The organism is Streptococcus sp. SM5 (assembly GCF_027497975.1).
On sequence record NZ_JAJNSC010000002.1, the window covers coordinates 143,785 to 167,666 of the forward strand.

The following is a 23,882-nucleotide window of genomic DNA, read 5'->3' on the forward strand; positions in this document are numbered from 1 at the left end:
AGAATGAACATCTATGATCAACTACAAGCTGTAGAAGACCGTTATGAAGAGTTGGGAGAATTGCTGAGCGACCCTGATGTGGTCTCTGAGACCAAGCGTTTCATGGAGCTTTCAAAAGAAGAAGCTTCAACTCGTGACACCGTAACAGCCTACCGTGAATACAAACAAGTCCTCCAAAACATCGTTGATGCTGAAGAAATGATTAAAGAGTCTGGCGGAGATGCTGACTTGGAAGAAATGGCCAAGCAAGAACTCAAGGATGCTAAAGCAGAAAAAGAAGAGTACGAAGAAAAACTAAAAATCTTGCTCCTTCCAAAAGATCCAAACGATGACAAGAACATCATCCTTGAAATCCGAGGAGCAGCTGGTGGAGACGAAGCAGCACTTTTCGCTGGTGATTTGCTAACTATGTACCAAAAGTACGCTGAAGCCCAAGGCTGGCGCTTTGAAGTCATGGAGGCTTCTATGAACGGTGTCGGTGGTTTCAAGGAAGTGGTTGCCATGGTTTCAGGTCAGTCAGTCTACTCTAAACTCAAGTATGAATCAGGTGCCCACCGTGTGCAACGTGTCCCTGTGACAGAAAGCCAAGGTCGTGTTCATACCTCGACAGCAACTGTCCTTGTCATGCCTGAGGTAGAAGAGGTAGAGTACGATATTGATCCAAAAGATCTTCGTGTTGATATTTACCACGCATCTGGTGCTGGTGGACAGAACGTCAACAAGGTTGCGACTGCCGTTCGTATCGTTCACTTGCCAACCAATATCAAGGTGGAGATGCAGGAAGAACGTACCCAGCAGAAAAACCGTGAGAAGGCCATGAAGATCATTCGTGCGCGTGTGGCAGACCACTTTGCTCAGATTGCCCAAGATGAACAAGATGCTGAGCGTAAGTCTACAATCGGTACTGGTGATCGTTCAGAGCGTATCCGTACTTATAACTTCCCACAAAACCGTGTAACAGACCATCGTATCGGCTTGACTCTACAAAAACTTGATACAATTCTAGCTGGTAAATTGGATGAAGTTGTAGATGCCTTGGTTCTTTATGACCAAACACAAAAATTGGAAGAATTAAACAAATAATGAAATTAGCTCAAATTTTTAAAGATTTTGAGGAAAAGTTGATAGTACAAGGAGAGGAAGCAGAAAGCCTCTCCTTTGTCTATCGTAGCCTAAAAAATCTATCTTTTACAGACTTCATCTTTACCCTTCAGCAAGAGGTCACTGATGAAGATTACAAATTTGTAGAGAACATTTTCATCAAGCTAGCTAGCCATATACCTGCCCAATACATTATCGGTCATGCTGAATTCTTTGGGATGGAGTTAAAGGTGGATGAACGGGTATTAGTCCCCCGTCCAGAGACTGAAGAGTTGGTGGAGCTTATCCTAGCTGAGAACCCAAAGAAAAATCTCAAGGTATTGGATATTGGGACAGGAAGCGGAGCTATAGCCCTTGCTCTAGCTAAAAGTAGACCTGATTGGACAATTACAGCTGCTGATATTTCACAAGATGCCTTAGATATAGCAGAGGAAAATGCTAAAGAGAATTCTGGAGATTTAATTTTTATAAAATCTGATTGTTTCTCCGAAATCTCTTCAAAATATGATATAATTGTATCCAATCCACCCTATATTTCTCGTAGAGATGAGTCAGAGGTTGGTTTAAATGTATTACATTCTGAACCGCATCTAGCACTCTTTGCTGACGAGGACGGTCTTGCAATCTACCGCAAAATTGCGGAGGGAGCTAAAGACTATTTAACTGATGGTGGTAAGATTTATCTTGAAATTGGCTACAAACAAGGTCAGAGTGTTCCAGCTCTTTTTAAGGAAAATCTTCCTGAGAAAAGAGTTCGAACTCTGAAAGACCAATTTGGCCAAGATAGGATGGTTGTCATTGATGATAGATAGAATAAAGCATGAGTTGAAAAATGGTGGTGCAGTTGTCTTACCGACAGAGACAGTTTATGGTCTTTTTGCGAAAGCATTAGATGAGAAGGCTGTTGATCATGTCTATCAGCTCAAATGTCGTCCTAGAGATAAGGCACTCAATCTAAATGTTGCCTCTCTAGAAGATATCTTGTACTTTTCTAAACACCGACCATCTTATCTAAAGAAACTTGTAGCAACATTTTTACCAGGGCCTCTGACCATTATCTTAGAAGCTAATGACAAAGTACCCTACTGGGTTAACTCAGGTTTACCCACAGTTGGATTCCGAATGCCAAGCCATCCTGTAACTCTGGATTTGATTCGTGAGTTTGGTCCCCTAATCGGCCCATCTGCAAATATCTCAGGATGTAAGAGCGGAGTGAACTTTAAGAAAATTATAGAAGACTTTGACCGAGAGGTCTTGGGACTAAAAGATGATGGTTTTTTAACAGGTCAAGATTCTACTATTCTAGATTTAACTGGTAAGAAGGTAAAAATTTTACGGCAAGGTTCCATCACTCAAGAAGACATTCTTGCCAAGATTCCCGAAATCTCTTTTAAGGAGGTATAAGATGCTACGTGATTTAAAAGCAGTAGATGTTGAAGCGATTTGTGTCATTAACAAAGAAGCTTTAGGTTATACTTTTAGTCCAGAGGAAACAGCTAGTCAACTAGCCAAACTGTCTCAGGACTCCCATCACTTCCTACTTGGTTATGAGGATGATACTAGTCATGAATTGGTTGGTTATATTCACGCTGAGGTTTATGAGTCTCTCTATTCTAAAGCAGGATTCAATATCTTAGCCTTGGCAGTGTTACCGCAAAGCCAGGGTAGAGGTTTTGGTAGAGATTTACTTGAAGGGTTGGAGAAAGAAACAAAAAGACGGGGTTATGAGTTTATTCGATTAAACTCTGCAGACCATCGTCTTGGTGCTCATGCATTTTATGAAAGAGTAGGTTATACTTGTGATAAAGTGCAGAAACGATTCATTAAATTAATAAAAGGAGAAGACCTATGATTTTTGACAAAGATGATTTTAAAGCCTATGACGCGGATCTTTGGAATGCCATTGCCAAAGAAGAGGAACGCCAACAAAATAATATTGAATTAATTGCTTCAGAGAACGTAGTTTCTAAAGCTGTTATGGCTGCTCAAGGGTCTATCTTGACTAATAAATACGCCGAAGGTTATCCAGGACGTCGTTATTACGGTGGGACTGATATAGTAGATGTTATCGAAACTCTAGCTATTGAACGTGCAAAAGAAATTTTTGGTGCTAAGTTTGCCAATGTACAACCCCACTCAGGAAGTCAAGCTAACTGTGCAGCCTATATGGCTTTGATTGAGCCTGGTGACACTGTAATGGGAATGGATTTGGCGGCAGGTGGTCACTTGACCCACGGAGCTCCTGTCAGCTTCTCAGGTCAAACCTACAACTTCGTTTCATATAGCGTTGATCCTGAAACAGAACTCTTGGACTTCGATGCTATCCTGAAACAAGCCCAAGAAGTAAAACCAAAACTAATTGTAGCTGGTGCTTCAGCCTACTCTCAAATCATTGATTTCTCAAAATTCCGCGAAATCGCTGATGCTGTAGGTGCAAAACTTATGGTAGATATGGCTCATATTGCTGGTTTGGTTGCAGCTGGTCTTCATCCAAGTCCAGTACCATACGCACATATCACAACGACAACGACCCACAAAACACTTCGTGGCCCACGTGGTGGTTTGATTTTAACTAATGACGAAGATCTTGCTAAAAAAATCAATTCTGCTATTTTCCCTGGTATTCAAGGTGGACCATTAGAGCATGTTATTGCAGCTAAGGCTGTTTCATTCAAAGAAGTATTGGATCCAGCCTTCAAAGAATATGCTGCCAATGTTATCAAGAACAGCAAAGCCATGGCGGAGGTATTCTTGCAAGATCCTGATTTCCGCATTATCTCTGGTGGTACTGAAAATCACCTCTTCCTTGTTGATGTGACTAAGGTAGTAGAGAACGGAAAAGTAGCTCAAAACTTGTTGGACGAAGTTAATATTACCCTAAATAAAAACTCAATCCCTTACGAAACACTGTCACCATTTAAGACAAGTGGAATTCGTATCGGAGCAGCCGCAATAACTGCACGTGGTTTTGGTGAAGAAGAAAGCCGTAAAGTGGCTAAACTCATTATCAAAACCCTTAAGAATGCAGAAAATGAAGCTGCCTTAGAAGAAGTCAGAAGCGAAGTCAAAGCATTGACAGACGCATTCCCATTATACGAGGACTAATACTTTTATGGACATTTATATTAAGAAAGCTATTATCCATCAATTCAGCCCTGATGACACGGAGTTGTTTCTAGCGGATAAGTTTCTCAATATCACTCCAAAAATCGAGGAATACTTACGTAAAAAAGTTGAGCGTGTATATTCTGATGAAGCTAAGACAGGGATTTTCGAAGAAGAAAATCCCTTCTTCAATCACATTACAGACGATTTACTGGAGACATCGGTGACGCTAGCAAATCTCTGGAAAGAAGAGTTCAGTATTTCTGAAAATCTCAAGACCAATGACTTGATTTTTGTGCAGTTTTCTAAAGAAGGAGTAGAGCACTTTGCTTTTTTACGGATTGCCTTACGGGAAACTTTGACTCACCTAGGTGGTGAAGTAGACAATCCAATCAAACTAACTCAAAATAACTTACCTGGATTTGGAACAGGTGCAGATGAAGCTTTAGTCGTAAATCTAAAAACACGCAAGTATCATCTCATTGAAAAGCGTATTAAGTACAACGGGACTTTTCTCAATTATTTTTCAGAAAATCTCTTGGCTGTAAATCCTAAAATTTCTCCAAAGAAATCTATCAAGGAACTAGAAAAAACAGCTCAAAAGATTGCCGAAACTTTTAACTCAGATGATTTCCAATTTCAATCTAAGGTCAAGTCAGCAATTTTCAATCATCTAGAAGAAAATAATGAACTTTCTCCTGAAAAATTAGCTAATGACCTATTTGATAACAATCTGACGGCTCGTTTAAGCTTTGTTGATCAAGTGAAAGAAGCAGTACCAGAAACTGTGCAATTTGATGAAATAGATGTTAGTCGTCAACTGAAACGCTTTGAAAACCAAAAACTTTCTCTATCAAACGGGATTGAATTAATTGTGCCAAATAGTATTTACCAAGATGCTGAGTCGGTTGAATTTATTCAAAACGACAATGGAACATACTCTATCTTAATCAAAAATATCGAGGATATACAAAGTAAATAATGTTTAAAATTTTAAGAAGGGTCTTAGTATTGGTTCTTCTCATATTTACTGGTTATAAACTTTTCCATATGTATCAAGATGTCAAACAAGTCATGACTTATCAATCCTTGGTACGGGAGGTCTTAAGTGAGCAGGATACGCCAGCAAATGAAGAACTAGTCTTGGCCATGATCTATACAGAAACTAAGGGTAAAGAAAATGATGTGATGCAGTCCAGTGAGTCCAAAAGTGGTTCGACTGATACAATATCTGATGACAAGAGTAGTATTCGTCAGGGTGTTCAAACATTAACAGAAAATCTCAATCTTGCTCAAGAAAAAGGAGTAGATGTCTGGACAGCTATACAGGCTTATAACTTTGGACCTGCTTATATTGATTTTATCGCCCAAAATGGGAAAAAGAATACGATTGCTCTAGCTAAACAATATTCTAGAGATACAGTTGCGCCGACATTAGGTAATACAACAGGAAAAACCTATACCTACATTAACCCTATTTCGCTGTTTCAAGGGACAGAACTCTATGTGAATGGCGGAAACTATTATTATTCTAGACAGGTAAGACTCAATCTCTATATCATTAAATTTTTTAGTTTATTTTAAGCACCTAGAATTTCTAGGTGCTTTTATAAGTTTTCTTTAAGAATACTTTAATATGCTAGAGAGGAAAAGGAGGAACGTCTCATGCGAAAGAAATTCTTTCTGACGAGTGCTGCAGTTCTTTTGGCGGTTGCAACATTGCAAAACGTTTATGCAGCAACTGATGTTCAAAAAGTAATTGATGAAACCTATGTTCAACCTGAGTATGTCTTGGGTTCTTCATTAACGGAAGATCAAAAGAATCAAACACTAAAAAAACTTGGCTACGATGCCTCTAAAGATACAAAACAGTTGAAAACTATGACACCGGATGTCTACTCAAAGATTATGAATGTAGCAAATGATTCAAGTCTTCAACTTTATTCATCAGCAAAAATTCAAAAATTAGGTGAAAAATCACCACTTGAGGTCAAGATTGAGACACCTGAAAATATCACTAAAGTAACACAAGATATGTACCGTAATGCGGCTGTTACCTTGGGTGTGGAGCACGCGCGTATCACCGTTGCAGCACCAATTCCAGTTACTGGTGAAAGTGCCTTAGCAGGTATTTACTATTCCCTTGAATCTAATGGTGTTCAATTACCTCAAGAAAATAAAAACTTGGCTCAGGAAGAGTTAAAAGCCTTATCGGACATCAATAATGAAAACAAGGACAAATCTGGCTATGATGCCAATAAACTTAACGTAGCCCTTGCTGATATCAAGGCTGCTATTGCTAAGGCTAAAGAGTCTAAGGGTGAACTTACAGAGGATGATGTTCGTAAGATTGTCGAAGATACTTTGAAGAACTACAAACTGGATCAAGTCGTTACAGGCAATCAGGTCAATGTCATCATCAACTTTGCTTTCAATCTTTCAAAGAGCGATATTCTTAATAACGAAGACTTTACAAAGACTCTAAAAGATTTGAAACAAAGTATCGTTGCGCAAGCTGGTGACAGTTTCAGCAATATCGACCTTAACTTTGACGCCAATAAAGCTATTCAAGACGGTGGGAACATTCTTAGCTCTATTTGGCAAGCCATCCTTGATTTCTTCAAGAGTTTTGGTGCTTAGGTCAATTCATGGTATAATAGATGGTAACAGGATTGTTGCCGTCTTTTTTTGTCGGCTCATAGAAAGTGAAAATTATGTTAAAGAAAAATGATATTGTAGAAGTTGAGATTGTCGATTTAACCCATGAAGGAGCAGGTGTTGCTAAGGTAGATGGCTTGGTCTTTTTTGTAGAGAATGCTCTTCCGACTGAGAAAATTCTCATGCGTGTCCTTAAAGTTAATAAAAAGATTGGATTTGGTAAGGTTGAGGAGTATCTCGTTCAATCACCTCAACGTAACCAAGATTTAGATTTGGCTTATTTGCGTTCGGGTATCGCTGACTTGGGGCATCTTGCTTATCCAGAACAGCTTAAGTTTAAAACCAAACAAGTAAAAGATAGTCTATATAAGATTGCAGGAATCACGGATGTAGAGGTTGCTGATACACTTGGTATGGAAAATCCTATCAAGTATCGCAACAAGGCTCAAGTACCTGTTCGTCGGGTTAACGGTGTTCTGGAAACTGGTTTCTTCCGTAAGAATTCCCACGACCTTATGCCGTTGGAAGATTTTTACATTCAGGATCCAGTCATTGACCAGGTTATTCTAGCCCTACGTGATATACTCCGTAGATATGACTTGAAGCCATTTAATGAGAAAGAACAGTCAGGCTTGATTCGTAACCTTGTTGTACGTCGCGGACATCATTCAGGTCAAATCATGGTTGTTTTGGTGACAACTCGTCCTAAAATTTTCCGGGTTGAACAATTGATTGAACAACTGGTCAAGCAATTTCCAGAAATTGTGTCTGTCATGCAGAACATCAATGACCAAAACACCAATGCGATTTTCGGGAAAGAATGGCGTACACTTTATGGTCAAGATTACATTACCGATCAAATGTTGGGCAATGATTTCCAAATCTCAGGCCCAGCCTTTTACCAGGTCAATACTGAAATGGCAGAGAAACTCTATCAGACAGCTATTGACTTTGCGGAGTTAAGAGCAGAGGATGTGGTGATCGATGCCTATTCAGGAATCGGAACTATTGGCTTATCAGTCGCTAAACATGTCAAGGAAGTCTATGGAGTAGAGGTTATTCCTGAAGCAGTGAAAAATAGTCAAATAAATGCTAGTCTAAACGGTATCACCAATGCCCACTATGTCTGTGATACAGCAGAAAATGCTATGAAAAATTGGCTCAAGGATGGCGTTCAACCAACCGCTATCCTAGTCGATCCACCACGCAAGGGATTAACCGAAAGCTTCATTAAAGCAAGCGCCCAAACAGGAGCAAACCGCATCGCTTATATCTCCTGTAATGTAGCCACCATGGCGCGTGATATCAAACTCTATCAAGAGTTGGGCTATGAATTGAAGAGAGTCCAGCCGGTGGACCTTTTCCCGCAAACGCACCACGTGGAGTGTGTAGCTTTGCTGGTAAAAGCCTAGAAACCTTGTAACGAAAGGGGTTAAGAAAAGCCTTGTAGGTAAGGCTTTTTCTTATGTGCGGGGGAAGTATCAGAGTGAGAATACAAGTTGAGTATCTTGATGTGATAGCCTGATAGGCTGTCAATCTATTTCCATAAACCCTAGGGGGTACGGAGTTGTTACCATAGACTAGGCGTTAACGGGAATAAACGTATCCCCTATTAATGAAACTCAAACAAGGTTTGATCCAGGGAGATAAGTAGAAGTTAGATGGTTCGGATATACTTAGAGTTTAAATGTAGCGTTTTCGTGATATAATATCATAAGAAAAATTATTGGAGAATCTGAATGAGAAACGATATTCAACCGGCTTTACAAACAATAAAATCTTATTTTGGAAAATCAGAATTTTATATTCCAACCTATCAGAGACCCTATGCTTGGCAAGTACCACAATGTGAACAACTCATTGAAGATATTAATCTTCATATGGAAAATTTCGATGATAGTTCCCAAGACAATTATTTCTTTGGAGCTGTTCTCATTGCTCAAGAATCTGGAGAAGAGCATGAAGTAACCTTGATTGATGGCCAGCAAAGAACAACGACATTTATGTTACTTCTTAAGGCAATCTTATTGAAGATTGATAAGGAGGTTGAACTTCAACCAACTCTAGATACTGATGCACGCAGATTAGTGAAACGTCTTAATGGTCTTAAAGAGCAGATTGTCACAATGCTTTTCAATGTTTCAGATGACGAAAAAGATGATTTCGTTGATGGACTGTATTATCCTAGCGATGATAGAATAAAGTATCTAAATCATTCGATTTCAGAAAAATATGCTAGTGAGATGACTACTATCTTGCTAGGTAAAGATTTTGTATCTATTAAAGATAGAGTTCACCAAATCTATCGTCGCCAGAAAGACAACCGATATACTAACTTCTATAAAAACTTTAGATATTTTTACAATATGTGTAACGAATTGAATGTTTTTACTCTTATCAATTTTGCTAACCACTTTATTGATAATTGCCAAGTGATTACTATTACAAGTTATAATACTGATCAGGCTATAAATATTTTCAATTCTTTAAATGGTACTGGTGTTCCATTGACCCCAATTGAAGTAATCGTATCTAAGACCACCGCAAACGCATCAGATAGGAAAAATTTCGAAAAAAATTGGCAAGAGATTGTACAACGTACAGATTCATCTAGATTAGACTTAAATGCGTTAATTACTCACTATATTTTCGTAAAACTTTCAGAACAAAACGGTGCTGATCGAAGAAATCCTGGTATAAGAGCCTTTTTCTCAAAAAATAAGCATCTATTAAATGAAGATATTCTGTTTACTTCTGAACTAAATACAATAATAAACAATTTTGAACGAGTATCTGATACTATCAATGGTCAATTGATAAACAAATTAAACGGTAATTTACGACCTTTTGTTAGTAGTTATTTATTTTTCAGACAAGACAACACATATCTGGAATACTTACTAAGACTTGGAGTTTTGATTGAATTATCTGAACTCTCATATAGCCATAAACTTTTTAAAGGCTTCCTAGAAGAAATTAATCTGATGTACAGTCAAGTCGATTCAATTTCAATCGACGAACTTATTTCAAAAATAAAGAACCATATTCATACTAATTTTGTTTATGAAGATGTTAAACAAACTTTGACTGAAAGTGGTGTTTCAAATTCTATTCTTTATGTAAATGAATTCCTATTTTCATTGGAAAAAGGTATGGACTTTAATTTAGATGGAAATATTGATGTTGAACACATTATGCCGCAAAGTGGTTTGAATAGAGAAAATATTATGTCAGATGCTGGACTAGAAAGCCAGGAAGAATTTAGAGATTATGCTGAGAAACTTGGTAATAAAATTCTCCTTGAATCCGAAATAAATCGTGGAATTGGAGATGCTTGGTTTAGAACAAAAAGAGAGAATACAATCACAAGTGGTCATGGATATATAGGTAGTAAGTTCCCAATAGCTAAATCTCTTGTTAATTATGTAAATGACACTTGGACTAAAACTGACATTGAAGTGGCAACAGAAAAAGCTGCTAAACGAATTGCTGATTTTATTTTTGAATAAACTAGAACGATAGAATTAAGAGGTAAGTTATAATTATGTCATTAAATCAAGTTACTATAGAAATTCCATTAAATATTCAGAAAGGATTAGACTCTGGAATTTATAAACGTTATGGTTCAATAATCAGAAATTCATCCGGCCATATAGTAAAGCATCTAAAAGAGGTAAAGGCAGGAGAACCAGCTCAACAGGTCGTTAAAGGCCTTGCAAAAAATAAATATGTGCTAGTAACAGCTATTGGTGCAACTGTTCTAGCTGTTGGTGGTGTTGGTTATTATGCATTTATTTCAAATAGATATAAGAAGATTGTAAAGAAACTTATAGAAAAGCTAGTTCATTTCATTCAATTAGCACAAAAAGGAGAAGTAAGTGAAGAAGAGGTTGATAATTTCTTAAAATTTTTACAGGATAATCAAAAAGAACTACTTTCTTTGAAACTAAACTCTGAAATAGATGAGTTGTTTGATCTTGTATATGATTATACAATTCTATTTGCTCAAGCAAATGGATTTGAGACTGATACTATTTCAGAAGTGGCAGAAAATAATAAAGTTATTAACTTGATGGATTATCTAAATCTTCAAAAAACAATATATCGTTCTGATGCTGTTTAAGAAGGCGAGAATTAAATTTCTGGATATAAAAAAGGAGCAAATCAGTTTTTTGCTCCTTGATTTATATTTGTAACAGTTTTCTGATAGGAGTACTTCCTAGTCAACTTACTTTCTTTCACAGTTTCAATATTAAAAATGAAGTAGTGATCACGATTATCTTTGGCATTTTCTTTATTTAATTTGAAGTAGTTCTTCATAGATTTAGCCATGGTAAGCATGATGTCATCTGTTAAGAAAGTTAAAGGTGTGTCTAACGCAGAATATTTATAGAAGTCTGTCTCAAACTTACGATAGCTATTGCTGAAATAATCCATTTGCAATTCATTTTTATGAAATTCAAGCTGACTCATGATTTCCCTCCGATTTTAACTGGATATTGGTGATGTCTGAAATTGGAATGTTCCCGTAATTACTTGGTGTTTTAAGCAGTACTTGCTTATTTGAAATATTTGCTATAATGCCTGTATATGTTTTAACTTCCAATTACAGGCATAAAGTGACCTACGACTTTGCCAACAATGCGTGGTTCATCTTCATAAGGAATAAACTTATCTGGATACTTATCATTTAAGGATACCATTCTAAAACCCTCTTTTTCACGATAAAGTTTCTTGATAAAGACTGAATCATTCCACGATAGAGCATATACTGCACCATCATAGTCGAATCCACTGGAACGAATAAGAGCTACTTCACCATCTTGATAGATTGGTTCCATAGACTTACCACTAATCCAAGTAGCGATATCATATCCAAGCTGTTCTTCATCTGAGAAGACGGTTTCAGTTTCATATTCATCAAATAAAAATTCTCCAAGACCGGCAGAAAGTTGGATATCTGATAGTACCTGCACTGAGAAGAGTGGAGTGACTTTTGAGGATTGTTGTGAAAGTAGTAATTCCTCAACATATTCCTCAGCTTTTGCTTGATTATCAGGAGACAACTGAAGATAGTTATTGACAATATTGTACTCAGACTCGAAGTAGGTTACATCAACATCTAAGATTTTAGCAAGTGCTGCTAGATTTTTTTGATTGGGCTTGGCACGTCCAGATTCCCAACTACTGTAGGAAGATTTATTTATGCTGAGCATTTCTGCAATTTCTACCTGCGATAAATCTTTCTCAAGTCTTCTTTTCTTTAGACTTATTTCTGAAAACATGGTATACTACTCCTTGTAAGTTGTTTAATAGAACAACAAAATTTTATCAAATTTTTGAAAGATTTACAAGATTTAGCTAATGACTTTTTTGTGATATAATTTAATTTGACAATTTTTTTATGACTAATGTATTAAACAAAAAGATAGGGAGGCTATAATGGATAAGAGAAATAAGAAATACATGATGCATAAATACTGGGGGAAAAAACCAGCTGGTGAACTGAAAGATTTAATTTTAAAATATAGTAGTGAGGGTGATATTTTATTAGATCCATTTGCTGGTTACGGTAGTTTTGCTAGTGAAGCTATTTTGAATGGTCGCAATGCGATTTCTAATGATTTAAATCCAATTTCAAATTTTATAACAAAAGTATTAACATCAACAAGTATTGATTTTTCGAAATTAGACAAAATGATTGAAGAAATTTATGATAAAACAATTTTGTTAAGAGAAGAGTGGTTTTACTATGAAGGAAAAGAGGTAATAACGACATTAAGGGATAATAATGGTAGAGTAAAGAAAATAAAGATAAAAAATGATGATAATAAACTTATTGAAGTCGTACCATCAGAACTTTATATCGAGAATTTGAAAGTTAAGGAAGAAAATTATGATATAGGAGATTGGTTCCCAAACAATACCTTAATTCCTAATTCTAGAATATCTGCAAAAGTAGATATGAAGGTATCAGACTTATTTGATGTACGAAGTTTATCATGTCATGCGCGTCTTCTTTCAATAATTAATAATTTTGAGGATTCTCAAGAGAAGGATGCTTTATTACTTGCCTTTACATCTAATCTAGCAAATTGTTCTAAATTAGTTCCTCCGATTAAAAGTAGGGGAGATATGTCACAAGGCGCATGGATGACAGGCTTTTATATTGGACCAACTTATTTGGAAAACAATGTTTTTCATTATTTTTTTAATAGAGTTAGGAAAGTAGTAAATGGCAAAAAAGAATTTATGGAAGAGTATTCTACTTTATTTCCAAAAGGAAAGATAAAGATAGAGAGTTTTGATGCTAAAGACTTGTTAATAAATTCAAATTCTATAGATTTAGTTTTTACAGATTTTCCTTATGGAGATGCCGTTCCTTATTTTGAACAAAGTGCTTTGTGGAATTTATGGTTAAACTTTAATGTTGATTATGAAAATGAGATAGTGATATCTGATAGTAAACTTCGTAAAAAAAGTAAGGAACAATTTCAAATTGATATCGATCAAGCAATTTCTGAAATATATAGGGTTTTAAAGAAAGATAAATATTTTATTTTCACCTATCATTCATTATCTGGATTTGAATGGTCTTCAATAACAAATTCGTTATTTAAACATGGATTTGAAGTAGAAGATTGTAAATTATTAACTCAAAAAACATTCCCGCCAAGACAATTAAATAGAAAGAATACAATAAAAGGTGATGTTTTAATTGTTTGTAGAAAAAGGGAGGGATTAAATAGGAGATCTGAGTTAACATTAGAGGAACAAAATCAGTTAATAAAAGATTTATTTATTAGAGTTATAGAATTAGGACATAAAGATACTAATTCTATAATTGTTGAATTCTTAAAAGAATTTTTAAATTTAGGTATAACAGTAACAGATTCAAATATCTTTTCTCATTTATCTGAAGTAGCATATTTTGATGAAGTGTGGTCAATCAAAAATACGTAAATTCAAAAGTGGTCCGGCTAAAAGTTAGTCAGACCACTTTTGAAATTTAGTGACTAATTTTCGTTAACATAAACTATCGACATAGCTTGGACAGTGTAATCCTTTTCGTAACTTTTTTCCTTCTCATAATGATATTGGATAGTATTAACTTTATTTAAAGTAATATTATTTAAGAGCTCATTAATTTTATCAGAGATTTGACTGATATGCCCTTTCAATTTTCTAGCATCTTGAAATTTGTCCAGATAGGTAAGAAATATGAAGAAACGGTTATTATTACAAAACAATCGTTCACCTTGGTATTTATAGTTCCACCATTCCAATATTTTTGTATTTTCAATGGTAGAAATAACGATTTGTTTTCTAGCTTCTGTAATTTCAGATAAAAATTTGGATATCACTGGATCACTGTCTTTTTCTTTCAGCTCTTGTATTAATTGGTTTGTTTTCAACCCTCCCATTTTAGGAAGAGATAGTCTCTTTTTATTCGCCTTATAGATATTTTTAATCTTTTCGCTTTCGCTTTTTTCATCGGATTCTATTGGGATAAAGTCATCAAATCCATCTGTATTTTCATGTACCCCTTTTGAGAATAGGTTAAAATAGTCATCAGAGATATGTGTTATTTTAAGGTCGAAAGGAATTAATTTATCTTCAATCTTTACAAAAAAGTCAATATCGTGAATTTTTCTAAGCGTAGGTATGACATTGGGATGTTTTACTAATGTTAGTTCAATCAAGTCATTTGCGGTTTGATTATAAAAAGACCAAAGAGCGTAGTTTCGTACCTTTGTTAATAGATTATTGTCAAGTTCATTTTCTAGAATCTGAAACTCTTTTATATTTTTATTTCTAACGAATGATTTTAGCAGAGAATCGACCTTGTCATCTCTGATTCCTGCACTATGAATAGGGATTTGAGATAATAGCTCGTTAAGTCCTTCAGCCTCTTTTTCACGCTCAAGAACTAATTTATTTCGCTGTTCTAAAATGAATTTTTCAATAATAGAGGTTTCAAAATCAGAATTAAACAGTGCATTCATTAAATCAAATTCTTTAGAATATTCCACTTCTTTTTTATTTTCCTTATAAAAATCTAGGATGTATTTTTTATTCATACTTCGAATCATTAAAAAACGATCTATACTTCTTTCATATTTTCTAGAAAATTCTATTAAGTCTTTGTTTGATTCAAATTCTTTATGCATTGTGGTGTATAGGTTCATGGTAAGTTCCTCAAAAATGATTAATATATTTTAGTTATAACTAGCTTAATGGTTGCTTTTTTATAGAATTGGTACTTGTTTATTCAAATCATTGTTCATCATCAACCCCATTCAGGAAACCATAGCGCCCATACCTATGATTTTTTGTAAATTCAATATAATTAATGTCATTATAATTAAGCTTTGGTAGATTTCTAGAGTTTTCAATGACGATTAGTTGTCCTTCGTAAGCTGAAGACTTAAAGTATTCAAATAAGGCAATTTGCATACTTTCTGGAGTATCATTTTTTTCCCCTTCATCTAAGCCTAGTAGAGGAGTATCAAAAATGTAGAAGAATGGTTTATATTGAGCCTGTTGAGAGAATATTTTTCTTAAAGCTAAAACTACAACAGTATTTAAATATGCAATAAAACCTTTACCATATCGGGCAATCTTCTTCTCATTCATTAGCATAATATCAAATTCTTTCCTATCAAAACGACTAAAGCTGGCTTTGTCAAAAGCACACTCAGCTAGGATTGATTGTATATTTTTAGTCATATACTGCCAAAACTGAGCTGGGTATTCGTCTTTGGGAAGATACTCGACTTTTTCATTCTTCTCATTTTCTAAATCATCAATATCTTGAGACCAATTTTCTACCAATTTATTTATAGTTTCAATATCACTTTTTGTTTTGATGTATGATTTATACTGCTGAATTCTATAGGAAAGTTTTTTCTCATCAGGTAGCAAGATATTATCAATTTCAGCTGAAATCATTTTCTTTTGCTGTTCAAGATTAGTTTTTGACTCTAATAGTACTGAAATATTTTGTTGTAAATCAGTATTCGTTTTGTTTAGAGTTTCAATTTTACTAATTAAAGTGGTCAATTCCTCACTGAAAGAGTCAAGATGATGTTCCAATGAATCTTGATTGATGTGATTATTACAGACGGGACATAAAGCTGAGTCTGCTACATTTGCTAATTCATTGTGTGACTCTACAATAAACGATAATCTATTGAAGTCAGATTGATATTGACTTGAAAGTTCATTGAAACGATTGAGTAATACGGATTTCTCAGATAGTTCAGAATCAATTTTTGCAATTTGCTGCAGTAGATTTTCATGTTTTGAATTTGTACTAGTGAGAGTATTTCGCAAGTTATGTAACTTTTCTGATAGTTGATCAATTTCAGTTTCAATATCTATGACTGATTTTTGGTCTAATTCTTTTGCTAGTCGATTGTGATGCTCATTAAACTGGACTATCTTTGAGCTAATATAGTTTTTTATAGAGTCATGTCGTATTTTTCTTTCTTCGGCTGATTCTTGTTTCTTGATTTCAGAAAAATCTTTTCCATAAAGCAAGTAAAGAAGTGCTGATAGGTAAGCTGTTCGTTGGTTTGGCATCTGAGGTAGTAAAATTGATGTAGGACGATTCATATCATTTTCATGAATTATCCAAGAATTTATAAAGGTTCTAACCCCAAGTTTTTGTGTCTTAAAGTTTTTATTTTTAACCACTGTAACTGGAGGAGTAATTCCAAAAACTTGAAGCCAGACATTACTTATTGGCTCTTTGTTTTTACTCTTGTTTTTTGAGTAGTATTCCCCTGAAAGAATACTTGGAAGTGTAGATTCAACAATAATGGTATCTTCTTCGAGGTTTCGACTTAAAATAACTAGACTATCGTCAACTGAAATTTCTAAAGTAATGGTATTGTAGTGTGTTGAAGGAGAAAAAGGGAGAGAAGAGCTACCAGTAAGATAGTCGATGCACTTAACAATGCAGGTTTTCCCGACATTGGAAGGTCCTGTGATAATGTTAAGTCCTTTATTAAAATTTATTTCAGATTTTTTATGTATTCCAGTTACAGTTAACTTTTTCAAGTAAGATGCTTCCATAATAATCATTCCTTATTTAGAATATGTTCATGAGTAAATGCGAGCAATTCTAAATCACTCATATTTTTTAAAGTATTGTAGATGCTATTGGTAACTACCTTATAGGAACTAGCAAAATCAGAATTCAGTTTGTCGACTAAATCTTGACCTTTTTGAGTTATAGAAATTTTACCTATTTTCCCTTCATCTAATCTTATAAGATGTTTTGATGCCAATAGTAGAATCGCTTTTTTTACTTTTTCATGCCTGACAGTCAATTGTACTGAAGAATAAATGCTATCTCCATACAGGTTGATTTCACTAAATTTGAAATCCTTAGCATATAAGCTTAAAAAATTAATTAACCAAAGTCTATCGAGTGATAGGCTTTTTTTATTTAGGCAATTAATTGTGATTAAACATTGCATAGCTACTTCTGAAGTAGTATCAAATATATTATTCATTATCATCTACCCAGTTAAATTTGCCATCGTTTACTAGTGAATGACAAAGACCTTTCTTTTCAGAGTTACCAATGAAGTTCTGGATTTGTGTTATCTTAGGTTTTGAAAATGAAACCGTTGTGATATGTTTGAGTGTTTCAGTAACTTTTTTGAATGAAGTTTTGTAATCTTCAAACAGAATATCACTAATTGAATCATAGGTTTCTTGCTTTAGTAGTGCAATTTGTTGTTCACTATCTTTAAAGCCGTCTCTAATAGCCCGTAATACATAATCAGCGTTGAAGAAATTCACTCTTTGATCATGTAAGTGATTTCTGTACTTTTGGGGGAGATTTTGGACATTGTAATAATCTGTTTTTGGATTACCATCATTTTCAGAGTATGCAATTAAAAGTTGCTTACTGTAAACATCTTCAAATTCAACTAGAGAATCAGGAATAGGTCCTTTTTCTGGTAACTGAAGATACTGTGAGCCAATAACTATTTTTCCATTTTCATAACGGACTTTTGTAATTTCAATTTCACCAACAGATGGCAGTTCTTTTTTAAAAGTTTGGATACCTACTTTTCCTTGCAAAAAATTAAGAAAAAGTTGAGCACAAATTTCAGAAATTTCCAGTTCAGAATCATCTGTATAGAGCCCATATTGATGTAAGGTATCAGCTAGTCTATCAATGGTGTCGACTGTTAATTGATTTTCTATATGAGTTGTAAGAGCAGAGAGCTGAATAATTTTGATAAGCTTGTTAGCTTTATTCTTAGATATTGTATTGCCGGATGGCGAGAAATACCTATTAATTGTATCGGGCGCCAAATTGGAGAGGGGATTATCATCAGGATTCTCGATTGAATTTTCAATTAGTGTATTGAGAAATTCACTTTTCGACATCTCTCCCCCTATGTTGACGTATAGCAAATTAAGGAATTCTGCAAATTGCACTCATTATCACCTCCTTTTTTCCGATAGTATCCGAAAGCCTCCGAAACCATACGAGGTTAAACTTACAAATAAAGTATACTTTGTAATGTAAACCTCTCCCTAGATATAGATTTATTTACTAATAATTATATCAGAAAAATAAGGTTTTGTAATTTTATAATGAGTGCGTTTACAAAGTTACTATCCAACCGAAACCTTGCCCTTGATCACGGCCTCTGACTTCAAAGGTGGAAGTTGTGAATAGCAGTTCAGTCTGTGAAGTCGACTGACCATGATTTAGCAAAGGAAATGCTGATGTGGTCAGAAATAAAATTTAATAGTTTTTTTGGCATGAGTTATTCCTTTGTGAACGAAGGAATAGGTGACAAGACATGCCAATTAATGAACAACAACGCAATTCAAAATACACTCCAGATCGCTATAAAAGTGAAAAGGCATATAACGATGTACCTTGTGCACTTAATCAAGTTCTTGCTCCTTTTGTAATTAGAGATAAGGAAATGAGACAGAGCAAAGATATTAACCCTAAAAACTTAAAAACATTTAAGTTTTATGGGAAAGCTGTACTTGTAGGTTTTGTACCAGTCTTTATTGAGGATTTTGACAATGTCATTAAAATCTTCAATATGGATGTTAACGAGTATCTTAATCGTTATACGAAAGTTAGTGACTTATCTTTAGATGAGATGTTGGATAAAATGTCTAATAGCGAAGAAGTCGGTTTCGATCCAACTGGTGTAGACTCTCACGAAGAGATTATTATGATGTTAGAAACAATTCGTGAACTGATTGAAGAAGTAGAATGTCGAAATAAGAAATATGGCCAAATTCTAAGACTTATTTATGAGAATATGGATATCGCAAAACAAGATATTATTTCTACACTTGGAATGAAAAAGACTCAAGGTTATGAAGCTATTAAGAAAGCTCAAGCAATGGCCAAAGAAGTCTATAGAGAATTAAATCAATAATAAAAGAAGTCCGCTATCCTATCAAGGATGCGGATTTTCTTTAGTCTTTTTGATAGAAGTAACATTCATACCCTTCAGTTTGTAGATTGATATCTCGCATCCAGTTTGGAGAAATGGACATTTGATTAGATATTTCATCCAGTTTTTGCATTGGTAAGCACTCGATGATAACCTCATCATGAATATGCCCAACAATTTTCTTGTCTTTTAGTTGTTCCATTGAATAAGCTAAGATATCTCGACTAATTCCTTGAACGATGTTTTCTACAAACTTTGGACCATAACTTTCCAATCTTTCCCATCGTTTTGCAGAACCGGTCCCTTCATAAGTTACAGATTCCGCTCCGAATTGATTCTCTCCAATTCTTGGCTTGACATAAGCTAATCTTCGCCCAGAGGGAAGAGTAATAAATAACATTCCTTTTTCAACACTGAATCGAATTCCATGACTTTGCGTTTCGGTTTGTTTCTTGATAGCAGTCTTGACAGCCTTATCGATATCCCACCACAGCAGAACGATGTTAGGATTGGCTGATCGCCAAGAATCAACAAGAGGTTGTAGTTCTTTTTCAGTTAATCCCATCTCAATAGCTCCCATTGCTTTAAGAGCGCCCACAGCACCACCGTATCCTAGAGCCAGCTCTGCAATTTTTCCCTTTTGACGTAAGTGTGCATTAACTCCATGTTTTTCTACTGGGACATGGAACATTTTACTGGCACTGGCGCAGTAAATGTCCTCCCCTTTATTAAAAACCTTAGTTCTCCACGTCTCACCTGCTAGATGGGATAGAACGCGAGCTTCAATAGCTGAAAAGTCACAAACGATAAATTTCTTATCTTTACTAGGAATAAAAGATGTTCGAATAAGCTGTGACAGTGTGTCCTGAACATCGTAGAGAAGTTCAGCAGCATCACTATCTCCAGACTGAAAGAGTATTCTCGCTTCATTTAAATCTTTTAAGTGGTTTTGTGGTAGGTTTTGAAGTTGTACCAGTCGTCCAGCCCATCGCCCAGTTCGGTTTGCTCCATAAAATTGGAACATTCCTCTTACACGTCCATCTTTACAAACACAATTCATCATTGCCTGATATTTGGATACACTTGACTTCGCTGCTTGCTGACGTAATTTTAGAACCCTTGCAGTTTTTTCATCAACTTTATGTAAAAGGTTATTTACAGTCTTTTTATCTAGTGAATCTGTTTCTATATTGTGCTCACGTAACCAACCAATCATCTGTAGAACGGAGTTGGGATTTTCAAGACCTGTTAAAGCTTTTAATTCTTCTTGGATTTTTGCTTTACTCTCTGAATCAATTTTGATAGCTGACTGGACAAAGTCAACATCAACTCCAATACCGCAGTCATTGATATTCTGATCAAGGTGGTATTCATCCCATACAAAGTCAGGAACTGGGAAGTTTTGCAACCTCTTTTTGATTGCTAGTTCAACTTCTACATCTCGTTTATTATACTCGATGAAATTTTTCCATTTCTCTGGCGCGTGATTTTCATAATTACGTGTTCGACCACCATTTATTTTTGTGGGTTTACAAGGAAGGCAGAAGTAGCGAATTAATTCACTCCCAACTTTTAGTTTTTGTTCACTAAGTTTAAGAATCGTACCTACACCTTCAAGTGACAAGGGCAATCCCAAATAAGCAGACCAAATCATGCTACATCGCCAAGAGTTTGGAGATAAAAAGTTCTCGTTAAGTAAGGTAGGGTAATGTTTCTTAATCCAATTAGATAGGCAAATGCGCTCAAATGTTGCGTTAAAAGCCCATTTAATGACTGTATCATCAAGCAAGGCTTGTAGGATGAGATTTGGAAGTTCATCCTTAGTTAGGTCATAAACAATTACAGGAGCATTATTGATAGATACTGCTAGTAGAAGGATTTCAAAAGATTCATCTTCCGCATAGCGATAAACTCCAGTTTTCCGTAGGTCTACATCACAATAAGTTTCTATGTCTACTGATAGTTCTTTAATTTGCATAATTCATCCTTTCATAAAAAGGTGGCAGGAAGAACTGCCACCATGTTTTAGTGTTTATTTCTGCGACTAAAGAATCGTTCTCTCTCATATCTGATGTCATTGCGAATACTAACATATAAAAGATGGCTGAGTAAAGCGATTGTGAGACAAGATGCAACAGTCCATAGAAATTCAATTATTGTCATTTGTATTCACCATTTTTTGTTTTCTCTCTTTTTCTGATCGGATATCATCTCGAATTGTCATAAATGCAGCATATAGTCCAGTGAATAGCCAAACTGATATTAAGATAGTCATAAAAATTGAAAAAATCATCTTTCATATCTCCTTTCTTAGTTTAAGAAATCATCATCGTCTGTAGCGAAGTCATCTTCAGCACTTGTACGACCTCCCAGAGGCTCACCATCTCGCAATTTTTGCAGGTTATTAAGACCGCAAGCAATTCCCTTATTTCCGTTTGAATTGAAAGCGTAGAAGGAGATGCTGGCACGTCCATAGATACCGGAGTATAACTCTGAAGTATCAATGATTTCTTGACGGTTAGCATCAACAATACCAGGTTTATGTGGAGAGTTCGCATTTACGAAGTAAGCATTGCGATAAGCTTCATCATCAGGACGTTCCAAGTCGCCATCACGAAGTGGAGTTTTCAAAACTTCTAGGGATGGAACAGATTTTCCGTTCCCTTTTAGTTTAGATTCACCTTCTTTATAGGCTTGCTCAATTGCTGCTTTAATTTTATCAATAGTTTGAACATCATCTTTTGAAATGATGAGTGACACGCTATACTTTGGTTTACCACCATTAATAGCTTTTGGTTCATTAGCGTTTAAATAACTAAAACGTGTATCTTTTCCTGTAATTACTTTTGTTGTCATAAGTTTAGTCCTCTATAAAATCTGTTTTTGCTAGGTTCATTTCTTGACGATTATCATCAATTGGAACGAGTGTAGGTTTTCCATTTGGTTTAATAATTAGATTACCAAGAAGCTCATTAAAGGCTTGCTTTCCAAGCAATTTAGTCATCCCAGTAATGTTCAGTAATTTCTTTTCATAGGGGTCAAATCCTGCAGCAGTTACTGTTTGAATTACTTTATTTTCATCTGAGAATTTTCGAATAGAACGTCCTTCAATTAGCTTGTAACCTGGGATTGTATGGCCATTTGTAGCTAGATTTAAAGCATGATTTCTAACATCGTTAGCCCATGTTATCAATAGTTCAATTTTTGGTAAAATCTCCGATATATCTTTATTACTGAGAGTAGCAGGATCAGCAAATTCCATCTTGGCAAGTTCTAGATTATCTTCTGCACGTTTGCGGCAGATGCTTTTTATTTTGCAGAACTGGCAGTGTTTTCCTGATTTCATTTCTCCTTCACCTCTGAAAGCTAGTTCAGCTTTAGGAGCTAGTTCAGTTTCAGCCCAGTGTAGTAGTTTTTCTTTGTCCATTTCAAATGTTGAGACATTATTCTTTCGTGGTTGGAAAATAGTCATTATCACTTTATCAAAACTGTATAAGTCTTCAAACATTTCTAAAGCACCTAAAGCATAGCACATCATTTGGGGGTTATGGTCAGCATCAACCAGCACACCGAGACCGTGTTTATAATCGATGATTTGGAGTAAACCATCAGCTACAATAATACAGTCTCCTGTACCAAAACCTTCTGGAACCCATTTTGAGAAATCTAGTCGCTGTTCAACAAGAACGGTTGGATCTCTAGAATATGTTTTTGCAATTTCTATCTGTTCAACTACATAGTTCCGATATTCTTCTGCGCAATGTTGCATTTCCTCGTTATAGAAAGTTAAGTTTTCGGTAGGATCACGCGCCTTACGTCCAAGTGCAGTTTCAACTAAATAGGCACACAACTCATGGGCATCTGTTCCTTCCAAAGCATACGTTGATACCTTATCTTCTAGTTTTTCGGTTAATCTTACTGATGGTGGACAATTTAGCCATCGATGAGAAGCAGAAGCGGATAATACAGCATGATTAGTCAATACCAATACCTCCAGCCTCTTCCATTAAAGCTGAGTAGTTTTTAGGATCTAATTTTGAAAGTGAATCAGCACCATAAGCTTTTAACAAAGCTCGAATCTCATCTTTAAATCCTTCACTAGCTTTTGTAGCAAGCACACCACGAAGTTCTTCAAGAGTAACATGTCTTGGTTCTTCCATAACTTTTTCGTGATTTAAAGAAGTGTTTTCCTCAGATAGTAGTTCTTGAAACTCTTCTATAATTCTTAACTGGCACTTTGCTGATTCTTTCATTTCATTTAATAAGTCATTCAGTTGTTTCATTTTGCTCATATTGTTCGTCCTCCTTGATTTTTTTAGCTAGTTGTTTTGAGATAACACTGATGGCAGTTAGTGTATCTACTAATTGTTCATCGTGTTCAATCAATTGTTCTTTTGTCATTTCACATCCTCCTATCTTTATAGGTAAGAATCACTTTAGAATTTCCGGATTTCAAAAATATTTTTCTATTCGATTTCTAATTCTTACACCTGTATAGGTAAAAAGAGATGATTGAATTCCGGTTTTTTCAAAAATTAATAAAAAATTTAAAAGAAAGAAAACTCT

Annotated in this window: 24 protein-coding genes; 13 read left to right on the top strand and 11 right to left on the bottom strand. The window is 35.2% G+C overall.

Annotated elements, in window-relative coordinates:
- The first annotated feature begins 3 nt into the window (after window positions 1-3).
- The 11 genes from prfA (at window position 4) to PAN07_RS02030 (ending at window position 10,987) form a co-directional block, all read left to right on the top strand.
- On the top strand, window positions 4-1,083 hold the full coding sequence (prfA, locus tag PAN07_RS01980; RefSeq protein ID WP_269796855.1) for a peptide chain release factor 1: 1,080 nt from the start codon (window positions 4-6) through the stop codon (window positions 1,081-1,083).
- On the top strand, window positions 1,083-1,913 hold the full coding sequence (prmC, locus tag PAN07_RS01985) for a peptide chain release factor N(5)-glutamine methyltransferase (protein WP_269796856.1): 831 nt from the start codon (window positions 1,083-1,085) through the stop codon (window positions 1,911-1,913). The genes prfA and prmC overlap by 1 nt, the downstream gene beginning before the upstream one ends.
- Window positions 1,903-2,505: an L-threonylcarbamoyladenylate synthase gene (locus PAN07_RS01990; protein WP_269796857.1), complete on the top strand. Its 603-nt coding sequence runs from the start codon at window positions 1,903-1,905 to the stop codon at window positions 2,503-2,505. Before prmC ends, PAN07_RS01990 begins: the two co-directional genes overlap by 11 nt.
- Window position 2,506: 1 nt before the next feature.
- Complete coding sequence (locus tag PAN07_RS01995) at window positions 2,507-2,953, top strand: GNAT family N-acetyltransferase (protein WP_269796858.1); 447 nt, start codon at window positions 2,507-2,509, stop codon at window positions 2,951-2,953.
- A complete protein-coding gene (glyA, locus tag PAN07_RS02000) occupies window positions 2,950-4,206 on the top strand; it encodes a serine hydroxymethyltransferase (protein ID WP_269796859.1) in 1,257 nt (418 codons plus the stop codon). The genes PAN07_RS01995 and glyA overlap by 4 nt, the downstream gene beginning before the upstream one ends.
- 7 nt (window positions 4,207-4,213) lie before the next feature.
- Window positions 4,214-5,188, top strand: a complete 975-nt coding sequence (locus PAN07_RS02005; RefSeq protein WP_269796860.1) for a nucleoid-associated protein — start codon at window positions 4,214-4,216, stop codon at window positions 5,186-5,188.
- A complete protein-coding gene (locus tag PAN07_RS02010) occupies window positions 5,188-5,790 on the top strand; it encodes a lysozyme family protein (RefSeq protein WP_269796861.1) in 603 nt (200 codons plus the stop codon). The genes PAN07_RS02005 and PAN07_RS02010 overlap by 1 nt, the downstream gene beginning before the upstream one ends.
- A gap of 81 nt (window positions 5,791-5,871) precedes the next feature.
- Window positions 5,872-6,846 carry a DUF1002 domain-containing protein gene (locus PAN07_RS02015; RefSeq protein ID WP_269796862.1) on the top strand — a complete coding sequence of 325 codons (975 nt, stop codon included), beginning with the start codon at window positions 5,872-5,874 and terminating at the stop codon, window positions 6,844-6,846.
- A 74-nt stretch (window positions 6,847-6,920) separates the two neighbouring features.
- Window positions 6,921-8,276 (top strand): 23S rRNA (uracil(1939)-C(5))-methyltransferase RlmD, encoded by a 1,356-nt coding sequence (gene rlmD, locus PAN07_RS02020; RefSeq protein WP_269796863.1) that lies wholly within the window; start codon window positions 6,921-6,923, stop codon window positions 8,274-8,276.
- 327 nt (window positions 8,277-8,603) lie between these two features.
- Entirely contained in the window at window positions 8,604-10,373 is a 1,770-nt protein-coding gene (locus tag PAN07_RS02025) for a DUF262 domain-containing protein (RefSeq protein ID WP_045615946.1), read from the top strand.
- Between the two features lie 35 nt (window positions 10,374-10,408).
- The gene (locus PAN07_RS02030; protein ID WP_195594065.1) at window positions 10,409-10,987 is read left to right on the top strand and encodes a hypothetical protein; all 579 of its coding nucleotides are present in this window, start codon (window positions 10,409-10,411) and stop codon (window positions 10,985-10,987) included.
- A gap of 41 nt (window positions 10,988-11,028) precedes the next feature.
- On the opposite strand, the gene PAN07_RS02035 is transcribed toward PAN07_RS02030, so the two are convergent.
- Window positions 11,029-11,337, bottom strand: coding sequence for a DUF5960 family protein (locus PAN07_RS02035; protein ID WP_000080422.1), 309 nt, complete (start codon window positions 11,335-11,337; stop codon window positions 11,029-11,031).
- A 122-nt stretch (window positions 11,338-11,459) separates the two neighbouring features.
- Window positions 11,460-12,149: a LexA family transcriptional regulator gene (locus tag PAN07_RS02040; RefSeq protein WP_195594068.1), complete on the bottom strand. Its 690-nt coding sequence runs from the start codon at window positions 12,147-12,149 to the stop codon at window positions 11,460-11,462.
- A 157-nt stretch (window positions 12,150-12,306) separates the two neighbouring features.
- Between PAN07_RS02040 and PAN07_RS02045 the strand changes: the two genes are divergently transcribed.
- Window positions 12,307-13,827 (top strand): DNA methyltransferase, encoded by a 1,521-nt coding sequence (locus tag PAN07_RS02045; protein WP_045615956.1) that lies wholly within the window; start codon window positions 12,307-12,309, stop codon window positions 13,825-13,827.
- A gap of 53 nt (window positions 13,828-13,880) precedes the next feature.
- Here the strand turns inward: PAN07_RS02045 and PAN07_RS02050 are convergent, their stop codons facing one another.
- The 4 genes from PAN07_RS02050 to PAN07_RS02065 all read right to left on the bottom strand — a co-directional run bounded on the left by PAN07_RS02050 (window position 13,881) and on the right by PAN07_RS02065 (window position 18,276).
- Window positions 13,881-15,035, bottom strand: coding sequence for a hypothetical protein (locus tag PAN07_RS02050; RefSeq protein WP_261182192.1), 1,155 nt, complete (start codon window positions 15,033-15,035; stop codon window positions 13,881-13,883).
- A gap of 106 nt (window positions 15,036-15,141) precedes the next feature.
- Complete coding sequence (locus PAN07_RS02055; RefSeq protein WP_269796864.1) at window positions 15,142-16,944, bottom strand: hypothetical protein; 1,803 nt, start codon at window positions 16,942-16,944, stop codon at window positions 15,142-15,144.
- Between the two features lie 5 nt (window positions 16,945-16,949).
- Entirely contained in the window at window positions 16,950-17,387 is a 438-nt protein-coding gene (locus tag PAN07_RS02060) for an ABC-three component system middle component 2 (protein WP_001059494.1), read from the bottom strand.
- Window positions 17,380-18,276, bottom strand: coding sequence for an ABC-three component system protein (locus PAN07_RS02065; protein ID WP_269796865.1), 897 nt, complete (start codon window positions 18,274-18,276; stop codon window positions 17,380-17,382). Before PAN07_RS02065 ends, PAN07_RS02060 begins: the two co-directional genes overlap by 8 nt.
- A gap of 422 nt (window positions 18,277-18,698) precedes the next feature.
- Between PAN07_RS02065 and PAN07_RS02070 the strand changes: the two genes are divergently transcribed.
- Complete coding sequence (locus PAN07_RS02070; RefSeq protein ID WP_269796866.1) at window positions 18,699-19,298, top strand: hypothetical protein; 600 nt, start codon at window positions 18,699-18,701, stop codon at window positions 19,296-19,298.
- A 40-nt stretch (window positions 19,299-19,338) separates the two neighbouring features.
- Here the strand turns inward: PAN07_RS02070 and PAN07_RS02075 are convergent, their stop codons facing one another.
- The 5 genes from PAN07_RS02075 to PAN07_RS02095 all read right to left on the bottom strand — a co-directional run bounded on the left by PAN07_RS02075 (window position 19,339) and on the right by PAN07_RS02095 (window position 23,717).
- Window positions 19,339-21,294 carry a DNA polymerase gene (locus PAN07_RS02075; protein WP_269796867.1) on the bottom strand — a complete coding sequence of 652 codons (1,956 nt, stop codon included), beginning with the start codon at window positions 21,292-21,294 and terminating at the stop codon, window positions 19,339-19,341.
- 332 nt (window positions 21,295-21,626) lie between these two features.
- Window positions 21,627-22,172: a DUF2815 family protein gene (locus PAN07_RS02080; protein WP_000208941.1), complete on the bottom strand. Its 546-nt coding sequence runs from the start codon at window positions 22,170-22,172 to the stop codon at window positions 21,627-21,629.
- Window positions 22,173-22,176: 4 nt separating this feature from the next.
- A complete protein-coding gene (locus tag PAN07_RS02085; RefSeq protein WP_269796868.1) occupies window positions 22,177-23,298 on the bottom strand; it encodes a DUF2800 domain-containing protein in 1,122 nt (373 codons plus the stop codon).
- Window positions 23,291-23,608, bottom strand: coding sequence for a hypothetical protein (locus tag PAN07_RS02090; RefSeq protein WP_261182202.1), 318 nt, complete (start codon window positions 23,606-23,608; stop codon window positions 23,291-23,293). The genes PAN07_RS02085 and PAN07_RS02090 overlap by 8 nt, the downstream gene beginning before the upstream one ends.
- Entirely contained in the window at window positions 23,583-23,717 is a 135-nt protein-coding gene (locus PAN07_RS02095; protein ID WP_257994450.1) for a hypothetical protein, read from the bottom strand. The genes PAN07_RS02090 and PAN07_RS02095 overlap by 26 nt, the downstream gene beginning before the upstream one ends.
- Window positions 23,718-23,882: the final 165 nt, after the last annotated feature.